A 14,963-nucleotide genomic window follows, 5' to 3' on the forward strand; every position below is an offset into this window, starting at 1 on the left:
ACGACGAGGAAGGCGGCATGAACGACCTTGGGGTCATCGATCGCTTCATGGAGACCTTTGTCCGCTATATCGACAGCGGGTTCGGTCTGCTCTCGGGCGATGTCGCCTTCCTCACCACGACCCTGATCGGCATCGACATCACACTTGCCGGCCTGGCCTGGGCACTCGGCGGCGAACCCAACGTTCCCGGCCGGCTCATCCGCAAGGTACTCTATGTCGGCGTGTTCGCCTTCATCCTGAACAATTTCAAGAACCTTGCCGACATCATCTATCGGTCCTTTGCCGGTCTCGGCATCAACGCGTCCTCTGGCAATCTCTCCGCCGACAATCTTTTGCATCCGGGCCGCATTGCCGCGACCGGTTTCGAGGGTGCCTGGCCGCTGCTCGATCAGGCAAGCCAGCTCCTGGGCTTCCCAGAAATCTTCGGCAATGCGCTCACCATCTTCGTGCTGCTTGTGGCCTGGTTCCTGGTCATCATCGCCTTCTTTATTCTTTCCATCCAGCTGTTCATCACCATCCTCGAGTTCAAGCTCACCACTTTGGCGGGCTTCGTTCTGGTTCCATTCGCACTCTGGAACCGTTCGGCGTTTCTGGCCGAGCGCGTGCTCGGCAATGTGATCTCGTCGGGCATTAAGGTGATGGTGCTCGCCGTCATCGTGGGCATCGGCTCCACGCTCTTCGGCGAGTTCGCTTCCGCGCTGCAAGGCAAGGAGCCGGACCTGGCCGCCGCCATGTCACAAGTGCTTGGTGCGCTGTCGCTGCTTGGGCTCGGCATCTTCGGGCCAGGTATCGCTTCGGGTCTTGTCTCTGGCGCGCCGCAGCTTGGCGCTGGCGCCGCACTCGGAACCACTGCGGCTGCCGCCGGCGCATCACTCGTTGCCGGAGGCGCGACATTTGCCGGCGCGCGCATGGCAACCGGCGGCAGTCTCGCCGCAGTCCGTGCTGGCACCTCGATGGGATCGATTGCTTCCACGGCTTGGCAGCTGGGGCGCGCAACCTCGCTCGACTCTGGCCGGTCCGGTGTAGCTGCTGGACTGCAGGGTGTGACCAGTGCCGCCGGTGGCGCCGCGATGCGAGCTGCACGATCTGCCGCGGGAACGTTCGGGCGCAGCGCCGACGCCGGCCGCGAAGCCGCCTGGACCGCGACTGGCGGTACGCCGACCGCGTCAATGGCCGGAAGCCCAGCCGGTACAGCCACTGATGCCGCTCCCAATTGGGCAAGGCAATTGCGTTCCGAACAGACCGCCCGTGCCCATCGACACGCCGCAGTGCAGGCGGTCCGTGATGGCGACAGGCCGGGTGGCAGCGCCAATCCCTCTCTCAATGACAAGGACGACTAGATGCTCTTCAAGCGACCCGTTCAACGTTACGGCAAGACACCCGAACCGGTCACGCCGTATCAGAAAGCCGCCCAGCTCTGGGACGAGCGTATCGGCTCATCTCGGGTGCAGGCCCGCAATTGGCGGCTCATGGCCCTGGGCTGTCTGGTCTTGGCGACTGGACTTTCCTGCGGACTTGTATGGCAGTCGATGCAAAGCCGCGTCGTGCCTTACGTCGTCGAGGTCGACCGCTTCGGCGAGGCGCGCGCCGTTGCGCCAGCAGTCCGGGATTACGAACCCTCCGATGCCCAGATCGCCTGGCATCTCGGCCGCTTCATCCAGAATGTCCGTTCGGTCTCCACCGATCCGGTGCTGGTGCGGCAGAACTGGCTGGCAGCCTATGACTTTGCTACCGACCGCGCAGCACTCTTCCTCAACGAGTACGCCAAGGCGAACGATCCCTTCGGTCAGATCGGAACGCGCAGCGTGTCGGTGCAGGTGACCAGCGTGGTTCGGGCATCCAATAGCTCGTTCCAGGTCAAATGGACCGAGCAGGTTTTTGAACGCGGCAGCTTGGCCAGCACGACGCGCTGGACCGCGATCCTTACCATCGTGATCCGCCCACCAAGCAACACGGACCAGCTGCGCAACAATCCGCTCGGCGTCTTCATCAACGCCGTCGACTGGTCGCGTGAGCTCGACAGCGCCGCGCCGACATCCGTTTCCCCGAAGGAGCCAGCCAATGACAAATAGAGCCCCATCGTTCCGTGCCGCACTGATCCTGTCGGTCTCAGCAGCTGTCCTACCAGCCTGTGCATCGAAACCGGTGCTGCCGCCTGAGATTTCCTATGACGCTGCTGATTTCAGACCGGCGGCAATCGAGAAGGCGCCGGGGAAGCCGGTCAAGATAGTCGAGGTGCCAAAGCCGCTGCCGCTTCCTGGCCAGCTGCAACCCGAGCCGGGCAAGGTCGCCGAGGACAAGCGCTCCCCTGAAGAACGTGTCGCCGACGCCAACAAGGCGGCGACGCAGCAGCCCACCAGGTATGGCTATGTCAACGCGGTGCAGGTCTATCCCTTCGCCGATGGCGCGCTTTATCAGCTTTATGCGGCGCCGGAGCGCGTCAGCGATATCGCCCTGCAGTCAGGGGAGAAACTGACATCCGTGTCGGCCGGCGACACGGTGCGCTGGGTCATCGGCGATACCGTCAGCGGCACCGGTAACAACCAGCGCACCCATGTGCTGGTAAAACCCTTCGCGCCGGGGCTCAGCACCAATCTGGTCATCACAACGGACCGGCGGACCTACCATCTGCAACTTCAAAGCACCGAGAAGACCGCAATGGCGGCAATCTCCTGGACCTACAGCGAGGACCAGATCATCGCGCTGCGCCGAAGCAACGCTCAAGCCGAGGCTGGCACGCCGGTTGCGTCGAATGTGTCACTGGAGAACGTTCGCTTCCGCTATTCGATTACTGGCGACACGCCGGCTTGGAGACCGAAGCGCGCTTTCGACGATGGCAGCAAGGTTTATATCGAATTCCCGCGCCGGATTGATCAGGGCGAGGCACCGCCGCTCTTCGTCGTCGGTCCTGACGGGGATAGCCAACTCGTCAATTACCGCATGCGCGGCAACTATTACATCGTCGATCGCCTCTTCGCCGCTGCTGAACTGCGCCTCGGCACCAAACAGCAGCAGGTCGTGCGAATCACGAGGACTGATGGCCGGCAACCGCCGCGGCGGATAGCCTTCTTTCCGCGTCTTGGTAGGTGAGGGGGAGGCTCATGACTGATACTTCCCGCTCAAATGCTCCGCCGAAACTCGACCCCGAGCAACTGCAATTGCGGGCCTCGCCTCGGCGCGCAGTCCGGTTCAAACGCGGCGTGATCATTGCTATCACCGCGGTTGGATCCAGCGCCATATTCGGCGTTACCATGATGGCGCTCCAAGGACCGGCTTGGCGCATCAAAGACCAGGCGGAAGAACTCTACAATACCGAGCGTAAGCCAACTGCCGAAGGACTTGAAACGCTTCCCAAGGATTATTCCGGAATCAAGCCCAAGCCGCCGGCGCTTGGACCACCTCTGCCTGGCGACCTCGGCCGCCCTATCCTCGAACGCCAGCGCCAACTTGGCATCGCGCCGGGGCAGGAGGTTTCCGCCGAGGAGCAGCGGCTTGCTCAGCAGGCAATTGAGGCGCGTGAGTCGCAAGTCTTGTTCCGGATCGAGAACCGGCCCAGTGGGACGAATGTCGCCGACAACGCGCGGGGAGCCCGGCCACCATTTGAAGCACCGCTTGGGCAACCCGATGCGGTAGGTACGCGAGGTTCCGTTGCACCAGCCGAGGGTGACCAGAACAATCAGCAGCGTAAGCTCGATTTTATCAGCCAGCAGAGCACAAATGGGATCTACAATCCGCATGCGCTGCAGACGCCGGCTTCGCCCCATCAGCTGATGGCCGGCAGCGTGATTGCAGCAAGCCTGATCACCGGCATTAATTCTGATTTGCCCGGTCTGGTCGTCGCGCAGGTCACCGAGAGCGTGCACGACTCGGTCACCGGCAGCACCTTGCTGATCCCGCAAGGCTCACGGTTGATCGGTACCTATGACAGCGTCGTCGCCTTTGGCCAAAAACGTGCGCTGCTGGTCTGGCAGCGAATTGTGATGCCCGACGGCTCGTCGATCGAAATCGACAATCTGCCCGCCACAGACACCGCCGGTTATGCGGGGCTTGAGGACAAGGTGGATTTCCACACATGGCAGCTGATCAAGGGCGTTGCGCTAGCCACTCTACTGGGCGTCGGCACCGAGCTGAGTTTTGGGGAAAACGAAAGCGATCTTGTCAAGGCAATCCGGGAATCCACTCAGCAGAACGTCAGTCAGGCCGGCCAGCGCATCACCGAAAAGAACCTGAACATCCAACCCACCATCATCGTCCGTCCCGGTTGGCCGCTGCGCGTCATCGTACATAAGGATCTCGTGCTGCGGCCGTATTCGGGTTGAACAGGAGTAGTCATGGCCAACCTGAAACTCGGGAAGCTTCCGGACCGGACCCCTTCCAAGATCATCATCACTGTAAGCGCCGGCCTGGGCCAAGCACTGAACGACTATGCGACGCTTTACCGCCAGACCTATGGCGAGTCTGAAGCGGTGGCCGAGCTCATCCCGTTCATGCTGGCGGAGTTCCTGGAAAGCGACCGCGCGTTTGCCAAGGCCAAAAAGGACGGCATGCCAACCTCAGACACGTCGGAGAAATCACGGCGCCAATCAACGCCTAGGTCCGATTGAGGAATATCGACTATACGCCACGCGCTTCCTGTGTGGTCACGACGTGAACGGTAACTTTGCGCTTGAAGACGGCCATTGTGCTTTACCATGCCACTCGCTGAAAGCGGCCAAAGCAGCGCACTGCCCTATGGTGGCAACGAACGGTTGCAGTCCATGTCGTTTTGTTATCGCTCAACGGTGCCGGAGGCCACCAATGCGGACAGCCCCTTTCCACGCTTGATTAATGCAACAATATATGCAATATTTGTCTTATGCGAGGAAGACCAAGGCGTATACGCGATCCAGCCCTTGTGGCAAAGCTGGCCATGGTGTTGGCTGGAGCAGGTTGGAGCATGTCCGAATGCGCTCGCGACATCGGAATCTCAAAGGCGACCTTAAGCAGGTCGATGTCAAACAAGGCATTCTCGGCGCCGGTTAAATTGCAAGTCGAGAACTTCTTGGCGCGGGATATTGTAGCCGGCGACGCTCGGAGACTGGGGGTTGGAGGGGTGCGACAAAATGGAAACTCAGTGGACGAATCGTTGCATATATTGCAAAAATTTATGCTAACGATTCCGGACGTCGAGGCCGCTATAAGTACCCTTTTGGCTGAGAGAAGGGCTGATCCATGACCAATGCGCGCCAGATCATTGCAATGATCCGCAGTCACGCCGCGCGCGACGACAGCCTCTTTCTGTCAATCGCTGAACACATCGCACTGGATGCGCAGAAGGCGGGCAAATCCAAAGTTGCCCAAGAGATCAGCACCATCGTCGACCGTATCCGTGCCGACCGCCAAAAACCATCATCTCCAATGCCGATCGTGGCCCCGAGGGGAGAACTTGCCGGCCTAGTGCGCGCGTCCTATCCGCAGGTGCGCCTCGCAGACATGGTTCTCGCATCGGATCTGCAGCGGCGAATGCGTCGACTCGTCAGGGAGCATCAGGAAGCGGAATCTCTGCGTGAGAAGGGGCTGGAACCGCGGCGCAAGTTTCTGCTCTCCGGGCCTCCAGGAACAGGCAAGTCCATGACCGCTGCAGCCATCGCCGGCGAGCTGGGCCTTCCGTTGTTCACGATCTTGCTCGATGGGGTGATCACCAAATACATGGGCGAGACAGCCGGAAAGCTCAGGCTGATATTCGACGCGATGAAGAACATGCGGGGCGTGTACCTTTTTGATGAGGTCGATGCTCTGGCCGCCAGCCGCGGCGCGGACAATGATATCGGCGAAGCGCGGCGGATGCTGACGTCTTTCCTGCAGTTCCTGGAGGAGGATGACTCCAGAAGCGTGATCATTGCAGCCACAAATCATCGCACGCTTCTCGATCCAGCGATATTTCGAAGGTTTCATGCCGCCTTCGTTTACGCGAAGCCTTCGGCCGAAGAGGCTCGCCGGGTGCTCGCCAATCAGCTGCCGATGTTCAAGCTCCAAACCATCGATTGGGAAAAAATCGAAGCGGCCTGTGGAGGTCTCAGTCAGGCTGATCTCGTGGCGGCGGCTGAGGATGCTGCCCGGGACGCAGTGCTAGACCATAATTCTGTGCTTACGACTGATGTCTTGTTCCGGTCACTGCAGGACAGAGCTACAATACACACCGCTGAGTGACCGATTCGGTCATTCCTTGGGGGATGTGTTTCAGCTCATATGGCAGACAGCAATTTATACAGGCATGTCCATTTACGCGGCTTAGGAGTCCGCTCGAAGAATTTCACAGCGCCTGGCGGGGGTGGGGCCAAACGTCGGGAAAGGGTTGCAGACCGGCGTCTGCATGCTGAAAACTTGCTGAGCCAAGTCTCCGATATGCGCTCTCTACTTGATGATTTCAATGAAGCGCAGAAGGCGAACAGAGTTCCAAGCAAGTTTCGCGGAATCCCGATCGCGATCGAGGGCCGCCCGGCGGAGCGGCTTGAAGTGTCCAAAAAGCAGAGGTCGACGACCCGAGGGCTCAAGCTCCTGAACGTGCGCCGGGCTCCGGGCAGCAATGAGGCCGACGAGGAGCGGAACTCCATCCAGTGCGACCGCGCCGTTTTCTTTGCGACCCGCTCTATGTTGAAGTCTCTGGAAGAGGCTCTTCACAAGTACGGGGAGTGGGAAGGCGGTGATGCCGGCATTCAGGACTATGATGACGACGATGACGGCAGCAGGAGTCGGCCTCGCAACTTCTGGCTTTTCGAATCCAGCGACACGATCCGTGAGGCGACGCTCCAGGACCTCTGGACTGATCCGCTTAACAGGTTTCCCCGTAGGCGCACGAAGCACGATTGGGAAGTTTGGCTGCGGCCCGACCTTGAACAATATTTTCTCAGGGCCCTCAACGACAGTTCGATAGAGACCGTTGGAAATGCCACAGTCTTCGTCGAATCCATCGTCAGGACCGTTCATGCAGCGGCGGAAGAACTGAATCAGGTCTTGCGCGCATCCGGCGCTATCGTGTCGCTGCGCAGCGCCTCGTCATTTGCATCGGATTTCTCCGAGATGCCGAAAGTGAGGCGCGCTTTGGCGTTGGACGCAGTCGCCCAGCGCATCGTCGCGCCCCCGGCAGATGCACCACGTGTCACCGTTCTCGACACTGGCGTGAAACGCACCCATCCATTGTTGCGGCCCATGCTTCCAGGCAATCGCTGCTTCAGCGCCGACCCTACCTGGGACAACGCGGACCACAACGGTCACGGAACCCGAATGGCTGGGTTGGCGCAATATGGTGATATGGATGTGCTCGTGAGCGGTACGATGCCGATTATTGCGAGCACGGCGCTTGAATCGGTTGTCGTTAACGGACCAGACAGTGGGGTCAGGGTGCCTGCGCGCGATGCCGTCCGCCGGGCTGTCGATGTTGTCGAGGCAGATGCAGCAACGCGCGTTTTCTGTCTGGCCCAGACAGCGGCAGGAGAGTCCGAGAAAGGGGTGCCCACATCAACCTCGTCCGTGGTCGACGACCTCGCTTTTGGAGATGGAAACCGCACCCGGCTGTTTGTAGTCGCGGTGGGGAATGCGCCCCACCACGATGATGAGCCATATCAGAAGGCCGACTACGACAGACGCAACATCGCGTTCCCCGTTCAGTCCCCAGCTCAGTCATTGAATGCGCTGGCTGTCGGCGCTGTTTCGCTGAAGCGTCATGGCAGGGGGAGGCTGCTGGCGCCCGTTGGAGACCTTGCCCCGACGTCGAGGACCTCTGAGGGCTGGCCTTCCTTCAATGAGGCAGTCCGCTTCTGCAAGCCGGACATCGTGATGGAAGGCGGCAATTTTCTCATCGAGGACGGCGATGTCTTTTGCCGGCCATCCCACAATCACATGGTCCTCACCACAGGTATCAACACGCCGGCCGAGCCGTTTGCCTATTCCGGTGAGACGAGCACTGCGACCGCGCTCGCATCCCACCTCGCGGCCAAACTGCTCGCCCGCTATCCTGCAATGCGGATGGAGACAGTCCGCGCGCTGATGGCCAACGCTGCTGACTGGACGCCTGCCATGTTGGCCCACTATCGAAACGCGAGAAGGGAATTGGGCCGTTCCTCGGGAGCTTGCGCCCAGATCATTAGCCGCTTTGGCTGGGGCGTTCCGAACGAAGAGCGTCTTTTCGCGAGCGCAGGGAACGCTCTGACGCTAGTCGTGGAAGATAAGCTGCAGCCGTACGAGATGGCGGACGGGCATATCAGGCTGAAGGAAATGAAGTACTTCAAGCTGCCATGGCCCACGGAGATCTTGCGCAGTCTGAGAAACACTCAGGTCGAGATGCGGTGCACGCTTTCATATTTCGTCGAACCTGAGCCCCATGCAGCGTCGCGAGACCGGCTGGACAGATACCCATCCCATCGGCTGAAGTTCGAAGTTAAGCGTTTCGGTGAAAGTGACGCAAGCGCCAAGCGGCGAGTAAACTGGGCAGAGCCGCCTGACAATTTGCAGAATGCTACCGATGACGGCTGGCTGCTCGGCGATCGGCAGCGTGGATCGCTGATCCAGGACATCTGGCATGGCGAAGCGTATAAGCTTGCGGCTCGCGATGCCATTTCGGTATCGCCGGTGCACGGCTGGTGGGGCGAGATCACCAGCGCAGAGCGCTACGACAGGGAAGTGAACTTCTCGCTGGTGGTTTCTATACGAACGCCTGAAGAGAGTGGCGATCTGATGGCGGAGGTCAGAAACAAGATACCTGCCACTTTGCTGGTAGAGCCAATCAGGGCGGTCACTTGACAGCCTGGGCCACCCTGGCCATGACATCGCCGTAGCAAATATAGGCAAACGGTGTCGCAGATGCCCTGCGACCGGCCACGCGCGCGATTAGCATCGCGTTGCCCACGGTGTCGCCATCCATGAGGTTGGTGACGTAATCTCGGACGACCATCGATGCAGTCTCGTCCTTAACCTTCCAAATCGGAGCGAGCAGGCCGCCAAAGCGCCGCTCCGTCAGCTTGCTTGCCCAGTTGTCGACCAGTCCGAGCTTGACATCGCTTGAGCCCACGTCGCATGCGTTCAAGATGACAAACGTGGTATCACGTTTGCCCAAGGTGACCCCGCTATGGATGTCGTTTGTGGATACGTCGCCATCGGAGAGGCGGATGCGGGCTGGCTGGCCGTCCATTGCTGGATACCCGTGGCCTGCAAAATGGAGCAGCGTTACGTGATCCTCGGGCAACTTGGTTGTCCAAAATGATTTGAATTCGCCGCACGTGTTGCCGAATTTCTTGGCACCGTAGCTGCTGACTAGAAAAGCCTCCTCCTCTCGCGCTGCAGGAAGCGTTGCGCCGCTGCGGTACTCCGGCACGCAGGTGGCGATGATGCCGTGTCCAAAGGTATTCGGCATCCCGCGCTCGAAGTCTATGCACCACCTGCTGATCGGATGGCTCATGAAAAGATGATCGTGCTCGTCAGGATTGTCTCCCTCGTCCGGTCGCATCATCTCCCAGGGCACATATGGTTCATCGGTCACGATCTGGATCGGGAAGTTTGGTCCTATCTCTTCCCGCAAATCCCAATACACATCTTTGAACACGCTTGGCACGCTCTGCCAGATACGCTCTCCAATGCCGCGAAGCGCGCTCTCATGGCACTTTGGCGGCAGTGTGGGACATTCGACAAGCAGGGACTGCGCGAATTTCTGGCCGCCGTCCAGACCCAAGTCCACGATGCCGCTCGCCCCTTTCCCTCCAGCCTTTCGCGCCTTCGGTGCCGTACAATAGAAAATATATCTGTTAGGCTGGCTCGCACTTAGGATCGCCAGCAAGAGCTCGGGAGAGTCGGCTTTCCTGTCCACGTCAATCACGCCGTCAGGCGCTCTGTGCGGCACCCCCGAGGTAGACGCCCCGGGAGCAGAGACATTCACCAGCTCGAAGTCCCGCCTCGCTCTTCCGCTGTAGCGGCCGTTGTAGTGAAACACCGCATCGATCAGGACGGACTGGGAAGCGGTATCAGAGGAAACCCGGGCTTCAAAGCTCGCTGCAACCGAGTCTGCGTTGCGAATGATCTTGATGGTGCCGACATTCGCGCCAGCTTCAAACGTCAACTCTTGCGATACTATTTCGACTGCTAGATCCAGGTCGGACCAATCTGAGTCCAGGTCGCGGATGACGACGCTGTCGCCTATCGTCCATTGATGTTTCGAGCGCAGCAGGTTGACGCTGAATCGAAATACTTCACCGGGCTTGGGGACATCGAATGCGGTGATGGCTGGAAAGCGCTCGACCGAGTTGCTTAAATCCGTTGCCGGCGCGTCTGACGGCGGCCGTTGCGTGGCCTCGTGGCGATGTGTCGTCGCCGACTTGAAACGCGCGGTGACTTCGATAACGGTCCGCACTTCGCCGGCAAACTCGTAGCTTCCGAGAATGTTGAGAATCGACTCGCGTACATTCTCGCTTTCGACCTGCCCCCGCGCTGCAAGCCTCCCGTCTCTGAACCGGACTGAAAGTTGGTAGATGTCCCCCGCATAGCTGTAGATGCTTTCGGCTACCTTGCGCCAATTATCCCCAGGCTGAGGCTGTCCTCGCAGGAAACGCCGTTCCGTGACGATGCCTTGGTCGAACCTCCAAAGCCAAATGGTTCCTCTGTCTCCCATGGGCATTCAATCCACGACCATCAGGACGTCCCGCACTGGCCGCAGCCCTTGGCCGGTGACTTCGATCTGAAACGCTCCTGCGCCCAAGCGGACTTCGGCTCGATACTCCTCGTTTTCGCCTGTAGGGGTAAGGCGTGTCGTTACGATGTCCCCTGGGCGATCCATGTTTTTGATCGAGGCTTCGAGGTACTGAACATAGCGGAACGGGGTTGCTGCTATGACGATGGGGTCGGAGGCGAGCTGAACTTCGCCGACGGACAAATCAATGGGGTGCTCATCGGAGGCCCGGAACTTGGCATCGTTGATTGCTTGGGCCGTCAGTACGCCGTGCAAGTGATTGATGCACGCACTATCGCTTTGCAGAAGCGAATGCTGATTGGGAATATAGGTACAATATTTCTCGTCGAGATCGATCGGAGAAGCGGAAACTCGAGGGACCGTTCCGTCACCCATGTGTGTTCCGCTCGGGTGCGATTTCAAGATCTCCAGCTTGCCGCCTTTAAGCTTGGCAGACTCATTCGTCGATTGATCCGTCCCCACAATAGGCCGCACAATCGAGCCGATGGCTAAATAAGCTTCAATTCTAGCATTCGCTTTGACGGCTTCTGTGACCTGCTGATGGAATTCGGCCGCTTCGATTGCTCGTCCGCGGTCAATATTGGGCAAGTCGACATCCCTTATGCGAACAGGGTCAGTTAGGCCTGGAAGCGAAACAAATGGATAAATCGGCAGCAGTTGATATACGGAATCGAATGAGCGCAGTGCCTCCGTGCCGTCAAACGCAAGAGGCCCGGGCCCCATCGTGAAGCCGTTACAGAGAAAGGACACGGCATTTCCCGACCCGCGGAAGGGAGTACCTATGCTCACGAGGCACCGCGTCACTTTCCAGCCTTCCAGACACTCGATGAAGTAGCGAGCGACGAGGCCGCCCATCGAGTGGGCGATAAATACGATCCGAGCGTCCGCATTTCCGCTAGCGGTACGCCACTTTGACAGCCACCCGTGCGCCCGCTCGGCTAACTTGCGCGCGGACACACGATTGCTCCGTCGCCAGTCATACGGAAACTGGAAGAAATTCCTGCCATGCACCAGACCTTTCCGATCGAGGAGCCCGCCAGTGAGATCGGAATAGCCGCCCCATTTGCATAGATAAGGGATGAGCACCAAATCATCGATGAGAGCCCGGGCCGTCACTCCATCACCGAGGTCGTCGAGGGTCTCATCCTCTGGTGCATGAAGTTCAAGCTGCTGAAGTGCGTTGTCGAACTTCAAACGCCATCCCGCCGCGCCCGAGTAATTCCAGATATCTCTTCCGTCCTTCGATAGAACAGAACCGACGAGCCCCGGCAGCAAGATTACGATGTCGGGGTTCATCTGGAAATGCTCCATGATTCGGGACTTCGAGATTATTCATTGACGCTGAAAGTCGCTATCGATATGGCGATATGTCAAGAAAACAGCGCATTGTCATGCCAGCATACTGACAGAAATCGCACGAGGGGATAACGTCCCCTTTTTGGATCCCAGACTGGAGCCGTCCATACACGGCCCCAAACAGACTTTCATGTTCACGGATGTGCGTTTGCTCTGAGACTTTTTTGACTCAGCCCGCCGCGGGTATCAGCGCTCTCAATTTCGTCCAGATAATCTGCCCACCACTGCAACATCCTTACGCGCTCTTCCCAGTGCTCCGCGCGGGCATAAGCGCGGCGAACGTTGTTGTTTTCGATATGGGCCAGTTGGCGCTCTATGGCGTCGGGATGCCACTTGCCGCATTCGTTTAGTAGGGTTGATGCCGTTGCCCGAAAGCCGTGCGCCGTCGCCTCTCGTTTGCTGTAGCCAAGACGACGCAGGGCCGCATTGAGGGTATTGTCGGAAATCGGCCTGGAAGCCGATCGCACGCTTGGAAATAGCAGCGTCCCATTGCCGGAGATTTTTGTAAGATCGGTCAGAATAGTCACCGCCTGCCTGGAAAGAGGAACCCGGTGTGGTCGTCGCATTTTCATGCGCGCTTCCGGAATGATCCAAACCGAATTTTCAAAGTCGAACTCCACCCATTCTGAGGCGCGAAGCTCACCGGGACGAGGAAACAGCAGCGCCATCAGCTTCAGGGCGGCTCGCGTTGTAGGCTGTCCGTCGAATGTCTCGATTGCACGCAGCAAGCCGCCCAATGCCTTCGGATCGGTAACGGCGGCACGCGGTGTGACCGTTGGACTGATGAGTGCGCCCCTCAGGGCGAACGTTGGATCTGCCTCAGCGCGTGCAGTCGCGATTGCGTATCGAAACACACTGCCAATAGTGGAACGAAGTCGCCTGGCCGACTCGTACCGACCCCGAACCTCCACGCGACGAAGGGCAGTGAGAATTGTGGACGCATCGATCTCTCGAATGCTCTTGTCGCCGATTGTCGGATAGGCAAAGTCGAGCAGCCATTTGACCTTGCTGATCGTCCGGTCGGCACGTCCCTCCTTCTTCAGCTTGTCAACATATTCGTCCGCGATTGACCGAAAGGTGTCTTTTGGCGAACTGGCTTTGCGGAACCTGCGCTCCTGCGCTGGGTCGGCACCAGCCTTAAGAAGGCGCTTTGCCTCATCGCGCGCTTGGCGGGCATCTGCGAGAGAAATGACAGGATAGCTGCCCAAGGATAAAAGCTTCTGCTTGCCGTCGAACCGATACGCCAGGCGCCATAGCCGCGTGCCCGATGGCTGCACCCACAGCTGCAACCCACCGCCGTCGGAGAGTTTCTGGAGGTTGGACGCGGGCCGGGTGTTGCGGCATTTCACGTCGGATAGAGCCATTTGTGGGACCTCCTGTCTGGCGCTTCGATACCAACAGACTCTCAGATACCAACAAAAATACCAACAGCTCGCCTCGTTGGACCAAGTTTGCCGAGCTACGACGAAATTCGCCCAAGCACGTCTTTCGTGCTGAAAATAGCAGTGAATTCAGGCGCTTATAGGGAGCAAAGCGTAGAGGCTTCGGCGAAAGAGTGCGCGGGGGGAGAGAGGATGGTGCCCAGAGGCGGATTCGAACCACCGACACGCGGATTTTCAGTCCGCTGCTCTACCAACTGAGCTATCTGGGCCTGTTCCGGCAAACGAAAACTCGCACACCGGATTTCATCAAGGCGCCGTGGGCGCCCCTTGAAAGCGCGTGGGTTATAGCACGGGAATTCGGCCTGTCCAGCGCCTAGGTGGCGATTTCAGACAGGAAAAGCGATGCCGTGCAATGCCCCGGTTTCCATGCTGCTGCCATGGCCGGAATGACGCATAGCATGGCACGATCCGGCCTTCGTCACCCTCGTCCGCGTCACTGTTCCAGCCCGAACTGCAATGACACGTCTTTTAGCCGGCGATCGAGGCGCAGCAATGCTTTCGCGACATCGGGCGCGCCGCAAGTCGGCATCGCCTATCTGACGCCGGTCACGCCCCTGCGAAAATCGGAGGGTGACATGCCGGCCAGCTTGCGGAACGACTTGTTGAAGGCGCTGAGCGAGCCGAAGCCCGAATCCATGGCGACGCGCAGCACATTGGCGTCCTGATGCATCAAAAGCGCCTGCGCGTAGCTCAGCCGCAAAAGGTTCACATACTCGTTGAGCGTCATGCCGGTGGATTTCTTGAACAGGCTCATCGCGTACTTGGGATGGATGTCAGCGGCCGCCGCTATATTCACGCAATCGATGTCGTAGAGGAAATTCTCGGCGATGAAATCGCACATGCGCCCGACATTGCGCGACGACTGCTGGTCGAACGGGCTGCCCGTTTCCTGGCCGGGCGCGGTTTCGGGCACGAGCCGGTAGGGCTCGAACCGCACCCGCTCCAGTCTGAGCAGCAACTCGTTGACGGCATGCTCGGTCATGGCCGGATCTTTCGAGCGGAAGTAGCGGTTCCAGCGCTCGAAATTGTGGTGGTCCGCCGGGTCGGTGGCGCCGGTCACCAGCGTGGCGCCCGTCATCAGCCGATGGCGGACATCCGTCGGCAAATGCAAGCGGAAGAAATGCACCAGCGGCAGATGCGCGCCGGCATAGATGGCGTCGTCGCTGAGATCGTCCATCTGGTGCGGCAGGCCGCCCCAGAACAGGCACATCTCGCCCGCCGACAGTGCGATCTCATGTTCGTTCATGCGGTAGTGCACGCTGCCGCGCACGATGAAATTCACCTCGACCTGGGCATGCCAATGCGGCTTGAGCATCACCAGCGGATGGTTGTGAAACATCTGCAAGGCCAGCGGCAGGCCTTCCACGCTGCTGGCGCCAGGCTGGTAAAACGGCCTTTCCGGCATCTTACTTTCCGCCAATTTCATATTCCCTTTGACGGCGACAGGCCCT

At 59.3% G+C, this 14,963-nt stretch carries 11 protein-coding genes and 1 tRNA gene; 7 read left to right on the forward strand and 5 right to left on the reverse strand.

The genetic code is table 11. The features are described 5' to 3' along the window. Positions 1 to 17 precede the first annotated feature (17 nt). The 7 genes from trbL (at position 18) to ACFOJ9_RS04420 (ending at position 8,778) form a co-directional block, all read left to right on the forward strand. Complete coding sequence (gene trbL, locus ACFOJ9_RS04390) at positions 18 to 1,340, forward strand: P-type conjugative transfer protein TrbL (RefSeq protein ID WP_378923815.1); 1,323 nt, start codon at positions 18 to 20, stop codon at positions 1,338 to 1,340. Continuing rightward, positions 1,341 to 2,072 (forward strand): conjugal transfer protein TrbF, encoded by a 732-nt coding sequence (gene trbF, locus ACFOJ9_RS04395; RefSeq protein WP_378923814.1) that lies wholly within the window; start codon positions 1,341 to 1,343, stop codon positions 2,070 to 2,072. Continuing rightward, on the forward strand, positions 2,062 to 3,090 hold the full coding sequence (trbG, locus tag ACFOJ9_RS04400; RefSeq protein WP_378923813.1) for a P-type conjugative transfer protein TrbG: 1,029 nt from the start codon (positions 2,062 to 2,064) through the stop codon (positions 3,088 to 3,090). Before trbF ends, trbG begins: the two co-directional genes overlap by 11 nt. Before the next feature lie 11 nt (positions 3,091 to 3,101). Next, positions 3,102 to 4,319 (forward strand): TrbI/VirB10 family protein, encoded by a 1,218-nt coding sequence (locus tag ACFOJ9_RS04405; RefSeq protein WP_378923812.1) that lies wholly within the window; start codon positions 3,102 to 3,104, stop codon positions 4,317 to 4,319. 12 nt (positions 4,320 to 4,331) lie between these two features. Further along, the gene (locus ACFOJ9_RS04410) at positions 4,332 to 4,604 is read left to right on the forward strand and encodes a DUF2274 domain-containing protein (RefSeq protein WP_378977052.1); all 273 of its coding nucleotides are present in this window, start codon (positions 4,332 to 4,334) and stop codon (positions 4,602 to 4,604) included. 607 nt (positions 4,605 to 5,211) lie between these two features. Then, complete coding sequence (locus ACFOJ9_RS04415; RefSeq protein ID WP_378923810.1) at positions 5,212 to 6,189, forward strand: AAA family ATPase; 978 nt, start codon at positions 5,212 to 5,214, stop codon at positions 6,187 to 6,189. Between the two features lie 39 nt (positions 6,190 to 6,228). Beyond that, positions 6,229 to 8,778: a S8 family peptidase gene (locus tag ACFOJ9_RS04420; protein WP_378977054.1), complete on the forward strand. Its 2,550-nt coding sequence runs from the start codon at positions 6,229 to 6,231 to the stop codon at positions 8,776 to 8,778. Here the strand turns inward: ACFOJ9_RS04420 and ACFOJ9_RS04425 are convergent. From ACFOJ9_RS04425 to ACFOJ9_RS04445, 5 genes are all read right to left on the reverse strand, one after another. Then, positions 8,771 to 10,636: a CHAT domain-containing protein gene (locus ACFOJ9_RS04425; RefSeq protein WP_378977056.1), complete on the reverse strand. Its 1,866-nt coding sequence runs from the start codon at positions 10,634 to 10,636 to the stop codon at positions 8,771 to 8,773. The genes ACFOJ9_RS04420 and ACFOJ9_RS04425 overlap by 8 nt on opposite strands. Positions 10,637 to 10,642: 6 nt before the next feature. Then, complete coding sequence (locus ACFOJ9_RS04430; protein WP_378977058.1) at positions 10,643 to 12,010, reverse strand: lipase/acyltransferase domain-containing protein; 1,368 nt, start codon at positions 12,008 to 12,010, stop codon at positions 10,643 to 10,645. Between the two features lie 194 nt (positions 12,011 to 12,204). Beyond that, complete coding sequence (locus ACFOJ9_RS04435) at positions 12,205 to 13,434, reverse strand: tyrosine-type recombinase/integrase (protein ID WP_378977060.1); 1,230 nt, start codon at positions 13,432 to 13,434, stop codon at positions 12,205 to 12,207. Positions 13,435 to 13,645: 211 nt separating this feature from the next. Further along, a tRNA-Phe gene (locus tag ACFOJ9_RS04440) sits at positions 13,646 to 13,721 on the reverse strand. Positions 13,722 to 14,044: 323 nt separating this feature from the next. Continuing rightward, positions 14,045 to 14,917: a helix-turn-helix domain-containing protein gene (locus ACFOJ9_RS04445; RefSeq protein ID WP_378977062.1), complete on the reverse strand. Its 873-nt coding sequence runs from the start codon at positions 14,915 to 14,917 to the stop codon at positions 14,045 to 14,047. Between the last annotated feature and the right edge of the window lie 46 nt (positions 14,918 to 14,963).

This window comes from Mesorhizobium cantuariense (assembly GCF_042647205.1).
In the GTDB taxonomy this organism is placed as follows: Bacteria; Pseudomonadota; Alphaproteobacteria; order Rhizobiales; family Rhizobiaceae; genus Mesorhizobium; species Mesorhizobium cantuariense.